Genomic DNA, 15,993 nt, shown 5'->3' on the forward strand with positions numbered 1-15,993 from the left:
GGGTTTTGGAGACCGACGGCGTGAGTCATGACCTCATTCGTAGAGGCGTGCGATGACATCGGCCGACTTCTTCACGATGACGCTGCGCTTTGCCTTGAGGCTCGGCGTGAGATCACCTGACTCGACCGATAACTCGCGATCGAGGATGGCGAACTTCTTGATCTGTTCCCATCGATTGAGCTGCTCGTTGAGAGTGTCCACGTAACCGCCCATCAACTCCATGGCCGACGGGTGGCGCGTCACCTCGCTGAGCGACAAGTTCGCAAGACCGTGCTTGGCCGCCCAGTCCATGAGAGCCTCGGCATCCGGACTCACGAGCGCCACGCAATAGGGTTTGGCATCGCCGTAGACGATCATCTCGGTGCTGTACGGGCAGACCGCCTTGAAGGTCGTTGCGATCGCCGACGGCGCGACGTACTTGCCCTGCGAGGTCTTGAAGAGATCCTTCTTGCGGTCGGTGACGCGCAGGAATCCGTCATCGTCGATCGTGCCGATATCCCCCGTGTACAGCCAGCCGTCGCCATCGAGCGCTTCGGCGGTGGCTTCCGGCAGGTTGTGGTACCCGGTCATCACCGACGGGCTCCTCAAAAGGATCTCGCCGTCGTCGGCGATCCTGACCTCGGTGCCGACGAAGGGCAGGCCGACGGTGCCGAACCGGTATGCGTTGGGGCGGTTGATGAATGACGCGGCCGCGGTCTCGGTCATGCCGTAACCCTCGAGCACGATGATGCCGATGGCGTCGAACCAACGCGCAATGTCTTCGTTCAGCGGTGCGGCGCCGGAAACGAAGAACCGCAGTCGTCCACCGAAGCGGTCCCGGATGGTCGAGAACACCAGTCTTTCGGCGATCCGCTGCTGCACCGATTGCAGGGGCGATGACTTTCGTCCGGATTCCCTGGCCGCGGATGCGGCGACTCCCACGCGGATGGCCCAGCGGAAGACGGCCTGCTTCGCCCTGCTCTCGTCCGCGATCGTCGCCTGGATTCGGGCGTGGGCCTTCTCGAAGATCCGGGGAGCGGCGCCCATGAACGTCGGATGCACGACGGCAAGGTTGTCGACGATCTTGTCGACCCGACCGTCGATCGCCGTCGGGTAGCCGATCACTAGCGGCAACACGAGCATGACCTTGCCGAATGCATGCGCCAGTGGGAGCCACAGGAAGTTCAGGTCGTCGGCGTGGAGGAAGTCGACGGCGTCGATCGCTGCGGCGGTGTACATCCACGCCCGGTGCGGTAGCCGCACTCCCTTCGGCCGCCCCGTGGTCCCGGAGGTGTAGATGATGCTGGCCAGGTTCTCGGAATGAAGGTCGGCGACGCGCTTCTCGACGATGTCCGGAGACGTAGCCAGCAGCTCTTCACCGGCGGCTTCGAGTTCGGCGAGGGTCATCACGAACTCACCGTCCCCCTGGCCGTCGATGATCACGATCCTTTCGACGCCGGGCAGTTCTGCGCGACGCTCGAGCAACTTGTCGACTTGGGTCTGGTCTTCGGCGATGACGACGCGGCTGCCCGAGTCGGCGACGATGAACGCGATGTCGCGGGCATTCGTCGTCGGGTACAAGGTGGTGGTGGCGGCGCCGGCACACAACACGGAGAAGTCGGCGAGGGCCCACTCGTAACGGGTCGAGGACGCCAGCGCGACTCGGTCCTCGGTAGCGATACCCAGCGAGATCAACCCGGCAGCGACGAGGTGGACCCGATCTCCGAGCTGCTGCCACGTGACGCTCTTCCAACCGCCGCCGTCCGGGAACCGGAACGCCTCGGCCTGCGGCGTCGCTACCACGCGATCCAGGAACAGCCGGGCGACCGACGACGCCCGGTAGGCAATCTCGCCCGCGTCGCCGTTTTGGGGAGCGGTGCTTCGCTCCCTCACGACGACATGCGGTGCGCGATCGGTGTCCTCTCGCATGGCAGCCTCCTAACCGGTGTGCGTCGCACGGTCGGTGAGACGGCTCCCGCCAAGCTCCGTCGATTCGCGGCAACACTTCACCGTCGATCTTGCGGTCCGCGCCTCCACGCGGGTAGCCCACTCAGTCCCTTCAGGAGGGGACGAACGGCCCTAGGCCATTGCACTCGACCGCGCATCGACATTCGGACCTGTCACCCAATGACCGGCAGCCGCCGTTTGCGCGCCAACGCGACCAGCGCGTGCTGCATCACCGCACGCACGTGGGCGTCGACCCGTCGCACGTCGGGGTCACTGCCGAACTCGGCGCCAATGTCGATCGGCGGCAACACCTGCGTCACGATCTTCGTGGGCAGCGGCACGTTGACGGGCAGCACCGCGCTGAGCCCGAACGGAAATCCGATGGTGACCGGGAGGATGTCGGTCCGAAACATCCTGCGCTCGAACGCCGTCAGGCGCAGCGCGCTGGCGAGCCGTCGTCCCCTGGTCAGGTAGAACTGGTTCTCCTGCCCGCCGATGGACACCGCCGGAACGATGGGAACGCCTGCCTCGATGGCCGTGGTGACGTAGCCGGTACGTCCCCCGAAGTCGACTACGTTCTCCTGCCGGGTGGGTCGGTAGACGTCGTAGTCACCCCCAGGAAAGACCAACACCGTAGAGCCGGTCGCGAGCGCCGCCAAGGCATTCCCCGGCGTCGCGCGGATCACACCGGTGCGCTCGAAGAAGTCGGCCACCGGCCCGCGGAAGAAGTTGTCGTGGGCGAGCACGTAGAGCGGCCGGTCGTATCCGAACGCCTGGTAGTAGTCGACCGCGATCACCGAGTGGTCAAAGGTGACCAACCCGCCGGAATGATTCGACACCATCAGCGACGCACCGGGCGGGATGTTCTCCAAACCCGTTACCTGAGAACGGAAATACGTCTTCACGATCAGGCGGGTCAGATCCACGACCCGCCGGGTGAGACCCGGGTCCCACTTCTCGACGACCGAGCGCCTCTCGTCGGCCACGCTAGCCGCCGTAGTAGCCCAGCCGCAGCAAGGTCGCGATCTCGTCGACGAGCGGCATGCGGGGAATCGTGCGGTTGCTGAGGTCCTCGAAGACGGGCATGAACTTGCTGGGCAGGCTCGAGTTGTAGCGCAGCACGATCGCGTCGACCCGGCTCTGATCCAGTGCGCAAAACTCGCGGGCCGCATCGGTCGCCGCATCCACGAGCGCGTCCACCTCGCCGAGCCGCTGGTTACCGGATCGGCCTAGGCGGGTCACCTCGCCTCCGCCGGGATGTCGTGCTGCGATGCGACCCGCTTCCGCAAGTGGCCGGGATACCAGGACGTGAAGGTGGCCGCGCCGACGAGCACGGCGTAGCTCAGCGCGTGACAAGCCCACTCCGGCAGCAGAAGGTGTTTCATGAGCAGCCAGGCGACCAAGGTGTTGACGGTGAACACCGATGCCCAGACCGCGGTGAGTTGTTCATTGGTGCGAATGAACAGTGGGCTGTTCCACTTCGATGGGTCGGTGTGCTGGCGCGCGTACTCGAGCGTGAACGGCTTGCCGTCAGACCGATCTCCACCCGGTGCATGGTGTCCCTGGCGAAGATCAGGAACGCAATCCAGGGCGCGAAGGACACCACCAACTTGAGAAACGACACCGTGCCTTCTTCTTCCACGCGTGGGGGACCGCTGGGGGTGAACCCCCATGCTCGCGCCGCGAGCCGCACGTCCACAGAGGCAAAGGTCCCGAGGTCGACGCTCTTCGGGCTTCGCTGAGGTCGCCGCATCGAAACAGGTTCCGGTCAAGCCTCCGTCACGACGGTACCGACGCCGTATACCCGTAACAGGGTGGTCCCCAGAGTCCGCGGCCCGCGGCCCGCGCTTCGTCCTCGGCGGCTTCGATCGCGCCGTACCGGCTCACCGGGTGACGGTCGTAGACGTAGGACCGGGCCGTGCCGGCGCGGGCGGCTTCGACCGAGTAGTCCCACCCGTCCGCTCGGACGAGGTAGGCGAGGGTGCGGCCATAGCGATCGGTCGCGTCCTGGGTGGGGTCGCCGACGAGGGCGACTCGCTGCCCGCGCATCGTGGTCGTGGCGAAGTCCGTGGCCTCCGGGCCCCAGCAACCCACGGTGTAACCGGGCTTCTTCGTTTCCGGGGTGTCGATTCCGAGAAGGCGCACGCGAAGTCGACCCCGGACGTCGTCGCGGATGTCGATCGTGTCGCCGTCGACCACCCTCAGCACGACGGCCGTCGTGGCGACGGGATCGGCGGTCGCGGCCGGTGAGACGACCAGACCGCACCACGTGGCCGCCACCACCAGGATGGCGGCGGACACGCGGGCGGCGAACATCAGCTGCAGCAGTCGATTTACGACTCGCAGGCGATGCCGTCGCCGTCGCGATCCCCGCCCGACCAGTAGTCCGGGTCACTGTCCGGGATGTCCCACCGACCGTCCTGATGAGCGGCCGTGCAGTTCTTGTAGGGCCCATCGGCGGCGGCCAGTGGCGCGACCCCGACGGCGACGGCACTGGCCAGCAATGCAGCAACGGCAAACTTCGTCAACATATTCATTCCCCTTGTGAGAGCGATCACATCCCCGACCCGAGCAAAACGATAAGCCTGCTTTACTGAATCTCCAAACCTGCAGCTAAAAGTGTATTTAGACGCTTTTGGACACCGGCGACAAGATCAACTTCGCAAAGGTCCCTCACCAGGCGTCGGAAGCGCCGATGCGCGGTGGTGGCCCCAGCACTGCCGCCCCCAGCAATAAGGTGTCGGGTCGTCAGTCCAGCCGCGGGTCGATCAGGGTGACGCCGACCGGCGCGGCCGTGTCCAACGTCGTCAGCAGCCGGGCGCCCTCGACGAGACCAACCACGCGCTCGACGAGATCCTGCGGGCGCAGGCGTCCCGCGTGCACCGACTGCAGCATGTCGGGATAGTCCACGCTGGCCATGCCGTGGCTGCCGAGAACGTCCAGCTCCCAGGCGATCACCCGATCCATGGGCACCGCGGGATAGCCGCCGACACTGGGGAGCAGTCCCACCTGCACGTGCCGACCGCGGCGTCGAAGGCTGTGGATCGCGTCGGCACAGGTGCCCGGCGTCCCGACCGCGTCGACCGCCACGTGGCTGCCGCCGCCAGTAAGGTCGCGTACCAGGGCCGCGACGTCGCTCGCGAGTTCTCCCCCGCCGCTTCGCTCGCCCGCGCCATCGGCGAGCACCGTGTGTTCCGCACCGAAACGGCGCGCCAGCGCCAGCGCCTCGGGGGTGCGGTCGACCGCGATCACCCTGGCGCCGGCGGCCACCCCGACCTGGACGGCGCTGAGCCCCACCCCACCGGCCCCGACGACCGTCAGCCACTCGCCGGGCGCGACCCGCGCCCTGGCGTGCAACGCCCGGTACGCCGTGGCGAACCGGCAGCCCAGTGCCGCGGCGGCAGCGTCGGGCACCCCGTCGCCGATCGCCACGAGGTTCGTGTCGGCTGCGTGCAGTGCCACGTACTCGGCGAAGGAGCCCCAGTGCGTGAAGCCGGGCTGCGTCTGGTCGGGACACACCTGCGCCTGCCCGCTGCGGCACCACTCGCACGTACCGCATCCGCAGACGAAGGGTGTCGTGACCCGGTCTCCGAGCGCCCACTTCCGCACGTCGGCGCCCACCGCGACGATCACGCCGACGAGTTCGTGACCGGGTACGTGGGGAAGCGCGACCCCGTCGTCGTGCCCGGCCCAGGCGTGCCAGTCGCTGCGGCACAGACCCGTGGCATGTACCTCCACGACCACGCCACCCGGCGACGGCTCGGGATCGGCGACGGACCGCACGTCCACCGGGCCGCCAAACGTTTCGAACACCACCGCGCGCATGCCCTCATCGTCGCGTGCATGCTGTGAGGCATGACGCGCTGGTATGCAGTCGACCCCGCCGACGAAGACTTCTTCGCGTCGGCGCCCTACGTCTTCCGGTACACCAAGACGTTCGCGGCGCCGCCCGCGACGGTGTGGGAATCACTGGTCTCCGATGAGTCGCTCGCCGCGTGGAGCGCGACGGTCAGTGCGGTGAAATGGCTGAGCGCCCGTCCATTCGGCATCGGCTCCACCCGCGAGGTCGTCCTGGCCCCCGGCCTGGCTCGCGTGCGTGAACGCTACTTCCGCTGGGACGAGGGGCAGGGTTATTCGTTCGCCGTGTACGAAGCGAATTTGCCGGTGTTCGCCCGTTTCGCCGAGGACTACGCGATCGAACCCGCGGGCACCGACGGCGCCGCGACGACGTTCACGTGGATCGTCGCCATCGAGCCGAAGCGAGCGTTCAAGGTGCCCTTCATCGCGCTGGCGCCGGTGCTCAGGCTCGCGTTCGGCAGGATGGCCGCAGATGGGGAGCGCCACTTCGCCCGCACCGCCTGACGGCAGAGCGCCCAGGCATCGTCGTTAGGCTGTGCCGCATGGCTGCTGACATCGTGCCGGTGAGGCTCGGGCTGACCAAGGGCGATCTCTACACACTGTGGGCTCCCTCGTGGCGCGACGAAGACGACGAGTGGCAAGCGTTCCTCGGCAAGGGGGACGACCTCTACGGCTTCGAAAGCGTCGCCGACCTGGCCGCCTTCGTGCGGACCGACGCCGACAACGACCTCTCCGACCATCCGGCGTGGGATTCGTTGAAGGAATCCTCTGCACACCGGCTCGACCCGGGTGAGGCCCGTCAGCACGATCTGATCGGGGTGCCCGAGGTGGCCGCCGAGAAGCCGACCGAGGAGTCGGTGGCCACGCTGCTGAGCGCTCTTGCGGTGGTGCAGTCGATCGGTTCGGTCTGCGATCTGCCGGTGGTGTCGAAGTTCTTCAACGGCAACCCCGTTCTCGGTTCCCTCGGCGGCGGCGTCGAGGCATTCGAGGGCCGCAGCGGTCGCAAGCGGTGGGGCGAGATTGAAGCCGTGATCGGCCGCGGTTGGGACGGCGTGGTGGACGCCATCGACGAGATCGTCACGATCCCCGAGGTGGACGCCGCGGCGTCGGAGAAGGCTGCCGCCGAACTCGCCGAGCCGGCACCGGAACCCGAGGTCCAGGACGAGGACGACGCCGCGGACGACGTCGTGATCGACGACGAGGTCGACACCGACGACGAGGAGGCAGCGCTGACGGCGCAGGCCACCGAGCAGGTTCTCGGCAGTGACGAGGATTTCTGGGCGCACGTCGGCATCGACCCGATCCGCCTGCTCACCCGCGGCGGCACGTTCTACACACTGCGTTGCTACATGGACGACAAGCCGATCTTCCTCGGCCGCAACGGACGCATCAGCGTCTTCGGCTCCGAGCGCGCGCTGGCGCGCTACCTCGCCGACGAACACGAGAGCGACCTGTCGGATCTGGCCACGTTCGACGACATCAAGACCGCCGCCACCGACGGCTCGCTGCAGATCGACATCACCGACGACAACGTCTACGTGTTGCGGACGCTGTCCGACGACATCGCCGACGGCCCCGACGCCATCGACGTCGAGCAACTCGAACTCGCCGTCGAATTGATCCGCGACGTCGGGGAGTACGCCGAGGACACCTCGGTCGAGGAGGCTCTCGATGCGGACCAGCCGCTCGGCCGGTTCGTCGCGCACGTGTTGTCGCCCGACACGGTCGGCAAGCCGCCGTCACCGCACGCGAAGGCCGTCGCGCAGTGGGAGAAGGTCGAGGCCTTCGTGGAGTCCCGTCTGCGCGAGGAGTGACTTCCGGGGCTAGAAGTCGGCCGGATCCGGTCGCACGACCGACCGCGGTGTCAGGCCTAGCCCGCGGACGTGCTCGGCGATCGCTCCGAGGTGCGTGACCCACACGTCGTCGTGTGAGCACACGTAGTCGATCAGGCCCTCCAGCGCCGCGGCCCGCGACGGTCGTCCGGACAGGAACGGATGGTTGGTCAGCACGAAGCAAGCGCCTGCCGCGCGTAGCCCGTCGAACTCGAGGCGCCACATCTCTGCGACCTTGACGGGGCTCTCGATCAGCCCGGTGCCCGAGAACTCCGGCACGAAGCAGTACTGCTCCCAGTCGTCGAGCGCCCACTGGATCGGGATCTCGACGAGAGACTCGGTACCGACGGAGAGTTCATAGGGGTGGTCGGTGTCCATCAGCGAGCTGTCGTACAGAAACCCTCTGTCCTGCAACAACTTCGGGGAATGCCAGTTCAGTTCCCACATCGGTGCGCGGTAGCCGACCGGCCGCACGCCGGTGACCTCCTCCAGCACTGCGCTCCCGCGGTCGAGGATGGCGGCCTCCTCCTCGGCGGACAGTCCCGCCATCGCCTCGTGCAGGTAGCCGTGGTGGGCGATCTCGTGGCCCTCGGCGACGATGCTGCGGACCACGTCCGGGTAGCGCAGCGCCGTGTATCCGGGCACGAAGAACGTCGACGTGATCTCGTGGCGGGCGAGCATCTTCAGGATGCGGGGCACGCCGGTCAGCGGTCCGTACGCCTGATGGCTCATCGCCGACATGCGGTTGGCGTGGCCGTGGTCGACCGCGAGCATCGCCGATTCCGCGTCGACGTCGAAGCTGAAGGACGCCGCGGATTTGGCGGTACCCGGCCACTCCACGGGATCGGCTGGCACACTCATGATTCCGCCCTCCTGGCCAATAGTGACACCAACTCGTAGGCCACGTTGGCCGCCGCGACTCCGGTGATCTCGGCGTGGTCGTAGGCCGGTGACACCTCGACGATGTCGGCGCCGACCAGGTCGAGGCCGTCGAGGCCGCGCAGGATCGACAGTAGCTCGCGACTGGTCATGCCGCCCGCCTCCGGCGTACCGGTGGCCGGTGCGTGAGCCGGGTCGAGGACGTCGATGTCGATCGATACGTAGAGGGGGCGGTCGCCGATCGCGGTGCGCAACTGCTCGACCACGTCGTCGGTGGTGCGGCGTTCGAACTCCGCACAGTGCACGATGGTGAACCCGAAGCCCGCGTCCTCGACGAGATCGGTTGGCGCGTAGAGCGATCCGCGGATGCCGACGTGCGCGCTGTGGCCAGGGACGAACAGGCCCTCCTCCGCCGCCCGCCGGAACGGTGTCCCGTGGGTCAGAGGCGCGTCGAAGTAGGTGTCCCAGGTGTCGAGGTGGGCGTCGAAGTGCAGCAGCGCCACCGGACCGTAACGACGCCGGTGCGCGCGCAGCAGCGGGTAGGCGATGGTGTGGTCGCCGCCGAGGGTGACCAGACGGGCGCCGGCGTCGATCAATTCGTTTGCCTGCGACTCGATCTCGGCGACCGCGGCGGCGATGTCGAAGGGGTTGGCCACCATGTCACCGGCGTCGACCACCTGCTGATGGGCGAACGGTGACACCTGGAGCTGGGGGTTGTACGGGCGCAACAGGCGTGACGCCTGCCGGATGTGCGACGGGCCGAACCGGGCGCCGGGGCGGTAGGTCACCCCCGAGTCGAACGGGACGCCGACGACGGCGACGTCGCACCGGGTCACGTCTTCTCGCCGGGGCAACCGCGCGAACGTCGTCAACCCGGCGTACCGCGGGACCGCCTGCCCGTCGACCTGTCCCCTGATGTCGTCGTTCATACTCGGCACCGCGTCGATCCTCCGTTGACTTGAAGCGTCTGGCCTACCATCGCACCGATGTCGTCACGTGCGAGAAGCGCCACGGCGCTGGCGATTTCGGATGGGCGTCCGATTCTTCCCATTGGGATGTCGGCACCGTAACGCCGCTGCATCTCGGCCAAGCTGACCGAGGCGGCCGCGGCGTCGACCTCGAGCTGTGGCGTGTCCACCACCCCTGGCGCGACGGCGTTGACGGTGATGTTCTCGCGGGCCAGTTCCCGGCCGAGCGTCTTGACCAACGCGATCAGGCCCGCCTTCGACGCCGAGTAGGCGCTGGCGCCCGGCCAACCGATGACACCCCACTCGGAGGCGATCACGACGATGTTCCCGCCGCCTGCGCGCCGCATGCCCGGCAGCACGGCCTGAATCGAGGCGAAGGTGCCCGCGACATTGGTGTCGACGACCTTCCACCAGTCGTCCTCGTCGTCGTCCAACTGCTCCTCGCGCAAGCGCTCGTCGGTGGTGAACGGCGCCATCGTCATGTACGCCGCGTTGCACACCAGGATGTCGACGGGGCGACGGTCCCGTTCGATCCCGTCGACGAGGTCAACGAACGCGGGGTCGGTGATGTCGCCGACCGCGGGGAATCCCTCGGTCGCCGCGACCACCTCGTCCAACGCCGCGCTGGGCCGGAGGTCGTTGACCGCCACCTCGGCGCCGTCGGCGGCAAGCCTGCGGGCGATCGCCGAGCCGATGCCTTGGGCCGCGCCGGTCACGAGCGCCAGCCGTCCACGTAATGGTTCGTCGCTCACTAGATCACCGCTCCGCCGTTGGGTGAGATGACGTCGCCGGTGCAGTACGCCGCACCGTCCTCGACGAGGAACGCCACGATCCGGGCAACCTCGTCGGGTCGGGTCAGTCTGCGGTTGGGCAGCGTGGCCAGATAGTCCGGCGACCGCCACGGCGAATCGGCGGACAGCAGAGGGGTGTCGGTGGGGCCGGGCGCCACCGCGTTGACCCGCACCCCGCGGCCCGCGACCTCGGCGGCGAGGCTGCGCACCAGCCCGATGACGGCACCCTTGGCCGCGGCATAGTGCGCGTCACCGTCGCCGCCGCCGATGGCGAGTTCGGAGGTGATCGCGACGATCGCTCCCGACCCTCTGGTCAGCATCGACGGCAGCACCGCCCGCGCCGTGTTGCGCAACCCGCCCAGGTGCACGCGGAGCATCCGGTGCAGTGCAGTCGCCGAGACGTCGGACACCGGGGTGATGTCGTAGTGCCCGGCCGCCGACACCAGAGCGTCGATCTCACCGAGCTCCCGGCGGATCTCCTCGATGGCGGCCTGCACGGCGACCGGGTCCGAGACGTCGGCGACGTGATCGGCGGTGTCCGACAGGTCGATACCCGCCACCGTCCAGCCGTCGGCCCGCAGGAGGTCGGCCACGGAGGCGCCGATGCCGGATGCCGCGCCAGTGACGATTGCGTTGCGCGACATCAGGTTCCAGACGTGGCGCGGTCCGCCTCGTCGGCGAACCGCTCCCCCACCGGGGCCTCGATGTTCCGGCGCACGGTCAGGTAGATCGCCACGCCGACGACGCCGAGCACCGCCGTGGTGAGCACGCTGGCCCAGTTGATGAACCACGGCTGGCCGGGTTGGGTCCGCGGCCATGCGACGTTGACCGTCTCGAAGATGATCCACACTGACGCGAGGTAGGTGACCGGGGCGCCCCAGCGGCCGAGGTTGAACGGGCCGGGCTTCCACTTCCCGGTCAGACGCGCGATGGCCGCCCCAATCACGGGTACGCCGAACGCGATGTAGAAGCCGATGATGTTGAAGTTGACCAGGATGTTGTAGAACTGCGAACCGGCCAACAGGATGAACACGATCGCGACGATCGCGGTCAGCGCAATTGCGTTGACGGGCAACCGTTCCGGGCCCGCCAACCGGCCCAGCACCTTCGAGCCGGGCAGGCTCCGGTCGCGGGCGGCTCCCCAGATGCATCGCGAGACGGCTGCCTGGACGGCGAGGAAGCTCGAGATGAACCCGATCACGAACATCGCCAGCAGTGGCTTGGTCACGCCGGCGCCGAGGTGCGCGGTCAGCGTCTCCGACACGACGTCACCGGACTGGGCAGCCACCACCTCGTCGAGATTGGGGATCGCGAGAATCAATGCGGCACTGGAGAACATCACCACCAGGCCCACCAGCAGGAGACCGAGGATGATCGCCTTGGGCACGTTGCGCTCCGGATCTTCGACCTCCTCGGCGATCGACCCCGCGGCCTCGAACCCGAGGAAGGACCAGCCGACGAAGGCGACCGCCAGCAGCATGGGCCCCGACGTCCACGTCGCGGCGTCCGGGAGACCCGCGCTGGAGAAGAGCGCCGAGAACGGGTTCTCGCGGTAGAACACCAGCAGCACGATGCCCAGGCCGACCGATCCGATCACCTCGCACGTGATGCTGGCGATCACCATCACCTTCAGGACCTGTCGGCCCACGACGTTCACCGCCGTGCCGAGCATGATGATCGCGACGGCCACGCCGGCCGTGAGCCATCGGCTGGGCTCGGTCACGCCGAAGATCTGCAGCAGGAATCCGCTCGCGGCATACGACAGCGTGCCGAGCGCGATCGTCAGGCCCCACATGTAGGCCCAGGCGGCGGCCCAGCCCGACGTGGTTCCCCGCACGTGCCGCGACCACTGGTAGACGCTGCCCGCGTACGGCCACCGGGAGGCCAACTCACCGAATACCCCGGCGACGAGGAGCTGACCGATCAGCACCACCGGGAACGCCCAGAAGAACTTCGGTCCGGCGGCGAACAGGCCGAGGGTGAAGATCGCGTACACCGCCGCGATGGGTGATACGTCGGCGAAGGCCAACGCGAGCGCCGCCCGGAAGCTGAAGCCACGGCTCAGCCTCGACGGTGTTTCGGATTCTGTCATCGCGACTCCTCAGGACTGGTTGCAGTGACCCTGTACCTGATCGCGCCGAAGCGGAAGCCGTCGATCGTCTGAAATGTCGTTTCAGAACTAGATGATCGTCTAGGTTTGAATCTACGATGGCCTATCGACTGACCGACCTGGTGAACACCCCGCACCTGCGGCTGGGCGTTCGCGCGGGCGTCGGCGGGCTGGACCGACCGGTGTCGTGGGCGCAGACCTCGGACCTCGAGGAGCCCTGGTCATGGCTGGCCGGCGGTGAGCTGCTGATGAAGAACGGGCGCACACTGCCCGCATCCGACGGCGGGCAGACGGCACTCATCCGCGGACTCGCCGAGCAGGGCATCTGCGGCATCGTCATCGGGCTCGACTCGGCCACACCGGATCTCACCCCCGCCGCGGTGTCACTCGCCGACGACCTGGCGTTCCCCGTGCTGCTGGTGCCGTACTCCGTCGGGTTCGCGGCGATCGGGCGGGCCGTGGCGGGCGGCGCCGAGGACGACGAGGGTCGGCGCATCGCGGTTACCGAACGCGTCTACCAAGTCATCCGACAGTCGGTGAATCACCAGGGGGCCGACGGTGCGCTGAGCCAGTTGGGCCGCGACGTCGCGTGCCGACTGGCGGTCCTCGACGCCGCGACGGGTGAGGTCGCACTCGATTCGTCGGATCCCGTGGCGGATCCGCTGCGACGGGCCGTGACCGACGAGATCGCCGGACGACACGGTGCGGTGCCGGGCGTCCTGCACGTCTCCGCCAATGATCAGCGTGCGTTGGTGGTCGAGGTGCCCGACGAGGAGCCGACGGTGTTGGTCGCCTACGGCTTTCGGTCCACCCCGCCCGACGTCGTGCAGTTGCAGCATCTGGCGTCGGCCATGGCGGTGCTGCTCGCCCAGCAGAACGTCCGCCGGGAGCACGACCGACGCATCGGAGCGGAGGTGCTGGCGTCCCTGTGCGACGGCAGGCTCACCGGCGGCCAGTCTCCAGGCATTCTCGCCGATCGGGGGCTACGGCCCGCGGCGACGGCGTTAGTGGCGATCTCGGGCGGCTCCCAGAGCGCCGAACGGCACCTGCACGTGCGCCTCGGCCGTCGTCAGGTGCCGCACCTCCTCCTACGGCGGGGACCGGTGCTCTACGCCCTGGTGCCCGCCGGTGACGGCCCGCTCGCGGCGTTGCGACACCGCGTGGGCGCCGAGGCGGCGATCGGCGTCAGCGACCCCCTGGGGCACCCGCGCCGCGGCCCGGCGGCGGTCCGCGAGGCAACGTGGGCGATGCGCGCCGCCGACAGCACGTCGGAGCGCACCGCCCACTACGGCGACGTCACGATGCTGTCGGTGCTGCGCGACACCGAGGAGGCGCAGGTGGTCGTCGACCGCGTGCTGGGCGCGCTGATCGTTTACGACGCAGGGCATTCCACCGACCTGGTCGCGACGCTGGACACCTACCTCCGATGCGACCGATCGTGGGTGCGAACGGCGAAGGCGACGGGTGTGCACCGCCAAACCGTCGTGTATCGCATGCAGCGGATCGAGGAGATCACCGGCCGCCGGATCACCGACACCGCCGCCATCGCCGAGTTTTGGCTCGCGCTGCGGGCCAGGGACCTGCTGAGCCCGGCGGGTGTGGCCGATGAGTTCTCCGCGGGCCGCCGGTCGACACCTGCATGAAGACCACCAACGGACTCATCTCCCGCTCCCTCGACGTTCCCGGCGCCCGACTGCACTACGAAGTCCGCGGAGGCGGCCCGCTGCTCCTCGTCATCGGCTCGCCGATGGCGGCCGCGGAGTTCGCCCCGCTCGCGCACGCAATGGCCCACGACCACACCGTCGTCACCTACGACCCGCGGGGTTTCGCGGGTAGTCCCGTCGACGATCCGAACAGTCCGTCGAACCCCGATCTACGCGCCGACGACGTCGTGGCCATCCTCGACGCGCTCGGCGCCGAGTCCGCCGACGTGTTCGGCTCCAGCGGCGGCGCGGTCACCGGTCTCGCACTGGTCGCGCGCTACCCCGACCGCGTGCGCACGCTGGTGGCGCACGAACCGCCGCTGTTGGAACTGCTTCCCGACGCCGAGCAGCAGCGGGCCGCCACCAGAGACATCACCGATACGTTCCGCACCGAGGGGTTGCACGCCGCGTGGATGAAGTTCATGGTCCACGCCGGCTTCAAGGTGGAGACCTTCGGCTCAGACGACGCCGGCCCACCTGAGCCGCACGGCGCCCCGGTGAACCCCGAGCAGGAGTTGGCGGAGGGGGCGCGCTTCTTCATTCACGATCTGGCTCCCACCACGCAGTACCTACCCGACTTCGAGGCCCTCCGCGCGTCGTCGACCCGCATCGTCATCGGCCTCGGCGTGGAGTCGGGCCACCTGCTGACCCACCGAACCTCGGTCGCCGTGGCCGAGCGACTCGGCATCGACACGACGGAATTCCCCGGCGATCACGGCGGGTTCCTTGGCGCCCCAGGTGAATTCGCCGACCGGCTGCGGGCGGTCCTCTAGCGATTTCGGCGCGTTTCCGTTCGCCGAGCGACCGTTTGCGTGCCCAAATCGCGCGGGGGTCAGCCGATGAGGACGGCGAAGCGCGGCTTGATCACGTCGTCGATCAGCGCCAGGCGCTCGCGGAACGGGATGAACGACGACTTCATCGCGTTGATGGTGAACCGCTCGAGATCGCTCCAGCCGTAGCCGAACGCCTCGACCAGACGCAGCATCTCCTGACTCATGGTGGTATCGCTCATCAATCGGTTGTCGGTGTTGACCGTCACTCGGAATCGCAGCCGGGCCAGCAGCGCGAACGGGTGCTCGGCGATGCTGGCGACGGCGCCGGTCTGCACGTTGCTGCTGGGGCATAGCTCCAACGGAATGCGCTTGTCGCGCAGGATGGACGCCAGCCGGCCGAGCGTCGCGTCGTTGTCGCCGTGGACCTCGATGTCGTCGACGATCCGGACCCCGTGGCCCAACCGGTCGGCGCCGCAGAAGGCGATCGCCTCCTGGATGGACGGCAGACCGAATGCCTCCCCGGCGTGAATGGTGAACCGCGCGTTGTTGTTTCGCATGTACTCGAAGGCGTCCAGATGCCGCGTCGGAGGGTACCCGGCCTCCGCACCGGCGATGTCGAAGCCGACCACGCCCTTGTCGCGGAAACGGATGGCCAGCTCGGCGATCTCCCGCGACCGGGCGGCATGCCGCATCGCGGTCACCAGGCACCGCACCGTGATCGTCTTGCCGTCGGCCGCGGCCGCCTTCTCACCGTCGGCGAAACCGGCCAGCACCGCGTCGGTGACCGCGTCGAGCGACAATCCGCCGTCGATGTGCAGCTCGGGCGCGAACCGGACCTCGGCGTAGACCACCGAGTCGGCCGCCAGATCCTCGACGCACTCCAACGCCACCCGGTGTAGCGCCTCCGGTGTCTGCATGACGCCGACGGTGTGGGCGAACGGCTCGAGGTAGCGGACCAGCGAGCCGCTGTGCGCGGCCGTCCGGAAGAACGTGGCCAGCTCCCGGACGTCCCGCGTGGGGAGACCGTCGTAGCCGAACTGCTCGGCCAACTCCACCACCGTCGCGGGTCGCAATCCGCCGTCGAGGTGATCGTGGAGCAGGGCCTTGGGTGCCCGCTGGATGTTCTCGAGCGTCAGTGGAGTGGTCATGCAGT

The 15,993-nt window shown here is 68.2% G+C and carries 17 protein-coding genes; 4 read left to right on the top strand and 13 right to left on the bottom strand.

The annotated features are described in order from the left end of the window. Nucleotides 1-33: 33 nt before the first annotated feature. From QUE68_RS22530 to QUE68_RS22560, 7 genes are all read right to left on the bottom strand, one after another. Entirely contained in the window at nt 34-1,908 is a 1,875-nt protein-coding gene (locus tag QUE68_RS22530) for an AMP-dependent synthetase/ligase (RefSeq protein WP_286274487.1), read from the bottom strand. Nucleotides 1,909-2,099: 191 nt separating this feature from the next. Continuing rightward, nucleotides 2,100-2,912, bottom strand: coding sequence for a 1-acyl-sn-glycerol-3-phosphate acyltransferase (locus QUE68_RS22535; protein WP_286274488.1), 813 nt, complete (start codon nt 2,910-2,912; stop codon nt 2,100-2,102). Between the two features lies 1 nt (nt 2,913). Beyond that, nucleotides 2,914-3,168 (bottom strand): hypothetical protein, encoded by a 255-nt coding sequence (locus QUE68_RS22540; RefSeq protein WP_286274489.1) that lies wholly within the window; start codon nt 3,166-3,168, stop codon nt 2,914-2,916. Then, nucleotides 3,165-3,311 (bottom strand): hypothetical protein, encoded by a 147-nt coding sequence (locus tag QUE68_RS22545; RefSeq protein WP_286274490.1) that lies wholly within the window; start codon nt 3,309-3,311, stop codon nt 3,165-3,167. Before QUE68_RS22545 ends, QUE68_RS22540 begins: the two co-directional genes overlap by 4 nt. Before the next feature lie 394 nt (nt 3,312-3,705). Continuing rightward, the gene (locus QUE68_RS22550) at nt 3,706-4,242 is read right to left on the bottom strand and encodes a thermonuclease family protein (protein WP_284228501.1); all 537 of its coding nucleotides are present in this window, start codon (nt 4,240-4,242) and stop codon (nt 3,706-3,708) included. A gap of 17 nt (nt 4,243-4,259) precedes the next feature. After that, on the bottom strand, nt 4,260-4,457 hold the full coding sequence (locus tag QUE68_RS22555) for an excalibur calcium-binding domain-containing protein (protein WP_284235205.1): 198 nt from the start codon (nt 4,455-4,457) through the stop codon (nt 4,260-4,262). Between the two features lie 217 nt (nt 4,458-4,674). Beyond that, nucleotides 4,675-5,751, bottom strand: a complete 1,077-nt coding sequence (locus QUE68_RS22560; protein ID WP_286274491.1) for a zinc-dependent alcohol dehydrogenase family protein — start codon at nt 5,749-5,751, stop codon at nt 4,675-4,677. A 30-nt stretch (nt 5,752-5,781) separates the two neighbouring features. Here QUE68_RS22560 and QUE68_RS22565 point away from each other — a divergent pair, with 30 nt between their 5' ends. Further along, nucleotides 5,782-6,288, top strand: coding sequence for an SRPBCC family protein (locus tag QUE68_RS22565; RefSeq protein ID WP_286274492.1), 507 nt, complete (start codon nt 5,782-5,784; stop codon nt 6,286-6,288). 38 nt (nt 6,289-6,326) lie between these two features. After that, entirely contained in the window at nt 6,327-7,598 is a 1,272-nt protein-coding gene (satS, locus tag QUE68_RS22570; protein WP_286274493.1) for a protein export chaperone SatS, read from the top strand. 9 nt (nt 7,599-7,607) lie between these two features. Here the strand turns inward: satS and QUE68_RS22575 are convergent, their stop codons facing one another. Genes QUE68_RS22575 through QUE68_RS22595 form a run of 5 tightly spaced genes read right to left on the bottom strand, consistent with a single transcriptional unit; the run spans nt 7,608 to nt 12,346 of the window. Beyond that, nucleotides 7,608-8,477 (bottom strand): polysaccharide deacetylase family protein, encoded by an 870-nt coding sequence (locus QUE68_RS22575; RefSeq protein WP_286274494.1) that lies wholly within the window; start codon nt 8,475-8,477, stop codon nt 7,608-7,610. After that, nucleotides 8,474-9,424: an agmatinase gene (speB, locus tag QUE68_RS22580; RefSeq protein WP_284231242.1), complete on the bottom strand. Its 951-nt coding sequence runs from the start codon at nt 9,422-9,424 to the stop codon at nt 8,474-8,476. Before speB ends, QUE68_RS22575 begins: the two co-directional genes overlap by 4 nt. Then, complete coding sequence (locus tag QUE68_RS22585) at nt 9,421-10,215, bottom strand: SDR family NAD(P)-dependent oxidoreductase (protein ID WP_286274495.1); 795 nt, start codon at nt 10,213-10,215, stop codon at nt 9,421-9,423. The genes speB and QUE68_RS22585 overlap by 4 nt, the downstream gene beginning before the upstream one ends. Continuing rightward, a complete protein-coding gene (locus QUE68_RS22590; RefSeq protein ID WP_286274496.1) occupies nt 10,215-10,898 on the bottom strand; it encodes an SDR family NAD(P)-dependent oxidoreductase in 684 nt (227 codons plus the stop codon). Before QUE68_RS22590 ends, QUE68_RS22585 begins: the two co-directional genes overlap by 1 nt. Beyond that, on the bottom strand, nt 10,898-12,346 hold the full coding sequence (locus tag QUE68_RS22595) for an APC family permease (protein ID WP_286274497.1): 1,449 nt from the start codon (nt 12,344-12,346) through the stop codon (nt 10,898-10,900). Before QUE68_RS22595 ends, QUE68_RS22590 begins: the two co-directional genes overlap by 1 nt. A 116-nt stretch (nt 12,347-12,462) precedes the next feature. Here QUE68_RS22595 and QUE68_RS22600 point away from each other — a divergent pair, with 116 nt between their 5' ends. Both QUE68_RS22600 and QUE68_RS22605 read left to right on the top strand, forming a co-directional pair. Continuing rightward, nucleotides 12,463-14,007, top strand: a complete 1,545-nt coding sequence (locus QUE68_RS22600; RefSeq protein WP_284235197.1) for a PucR family transcriptional regulator — start codon at nt 12,463-12,465, stop codon at nt 14,005-14,007. Further along, nucleotides 14,004-14,840, top strand: a complete 837-nt coding sequence (locus QUE68_RS22605; RefSeq protein WP_286274498.1) for an alpha/beta fold hydrolase — start codon at nt 14,004-14,006, stop codon at nt 14,838-14,840. Before QUE68_RS22600 ends, QUE68_RS22605 begins: the two co-directional genes overlap by 4 nt. Nucleotides 14,841-14,899: 59 nt before the next feature. On the opposite strand, the gene QUE68_RS22610 is transcribed toward QUE68_RS22605, so the two are convergent. Further along, the gene (locus QUE68_RS22610; RefSeq protein ID WP_286274499.1) at nt 14,900-15,988 is read right to left on the bottom strand and encodes an adenosine deaminase; all 1,089 of its coding nucleotides are present in this window, start codon (nt 15,986-15,988) and stop codon (nt 14,900-14,902) included. Between the last annotated feature and the right edge of the window lie 5 nt (nt 15,989-15,993).

The organism is Mycolicibacterium sp. TUM20985 (genome assembly GCF_030295745.1).
GTDB lineage: Bacteria > Actinomycetota > Actinomycetes > Mycobacteriales > Mycobacteriaceae > Mycobacterium.

Excerpts from the sequence above, each read along its gene's own strand:
- QUE68_RS22530 (WP_286274487.1), bottom strand. The coding sequence starts at position 1,908 with ATGCGAGAGGACACCGATCGCGCACCGCATGTCGTCGTGAGGGAGCGA.
- QUE68_RS22545 (WP_286274490.1), bottom strand. The coding sequence starts at position 3,311 with ATGAAACACCTTCTGCTGCCGGAGTGGGCTTGTCACGCGCTGAGCTAC.
- QUE68_RS22550 (WP_284228501.1), bottom strand. The coding sequence starts at position 4,242 with ATGTTCGCCGCCCGCGTGTCCGCCGCCATCCTGGTGGTGGCGGCCACG.
- QUE68_RS22555 (WP_284235205.1), bottom strand. The coding sequence starts at position 4,457 with ATGTTGACGAAGTTTGCCGTTGCTGCATTGCTGGCCAGTGCCGTCGCC.
- QUE68_RS22560 (WP_286274491.1), bottom strand. The coding sequence starts at position 5,751 with ATGCGCGCGGTGGTGTTCGAAACGTTTGGCGGCCCGGTGGACGTGCGG.
- QUE68_RS22565 (WP_286274492.1), top strand. The coding sequence starts at position 5,782 with ATGACGCGCTGGTATGCAGTCGACCCCGCCGACGAAGACTTCTTCGCG.
- satS (WP_286274493.1), top strand. The coding sequence starts at position 6,327 with ATGGCTGCTGACATCGTGCCGGTGAGGCTCGGGCTGACCAAGGGCGAT.
- QUE68_RS22575 (WP_286274494.1), bottom strand. The coding sequence starts at position 8,477 with ATGAGTGTGCCAGCCGATCCCGTGGAGTGGCCGGGTACCGCCAAATCC.
- speB (WP_284231242.1), bottom strand. The coding sequence starts at position 9,424 with ATGAACGACGACATCAGGGGACAGGTCGACGGGCAGGCGGTCCCGCGG.
- QUE68_RS22590 (WP_286274496.1), bottom strand. The coding sequence starts at position 10,898 with ATGTCGCGCAACGCAATCGTCACTGGCGCGGCATCCGGCATCGGCGCC.
- QUE68_RS22595 (WP_286274497.1), bottom strand. The coding sequence starts at position 12,346 with ATGACAGAATCCGAAACACCGTCGAGGCTGAGCCGTGGCTTCAGCTTC.
- QUE68_RS22600 (WP_284235197.1), top strand. The coding sequence starts at position 12,463 with ATGGCCTATCGACTGACCGACCTGGTGAACACCCCGCACCTGCGGCTG.
- QUE68_RS22605 (WP_286274498.1), top strand. The coding sequence starts at position 14,004 with ATGAAGACCACCAACGGACTCATCTCCCGCTCCCTCGACGTTCCCGGC.
- QUE68_RS22610 (WP_286274499.1), bottom strand. The coding sequence starts at position 15,988 with ATGACCACTCCACTGACGCTCGAGAACATCCAGCGGGCACCCAAGGCC.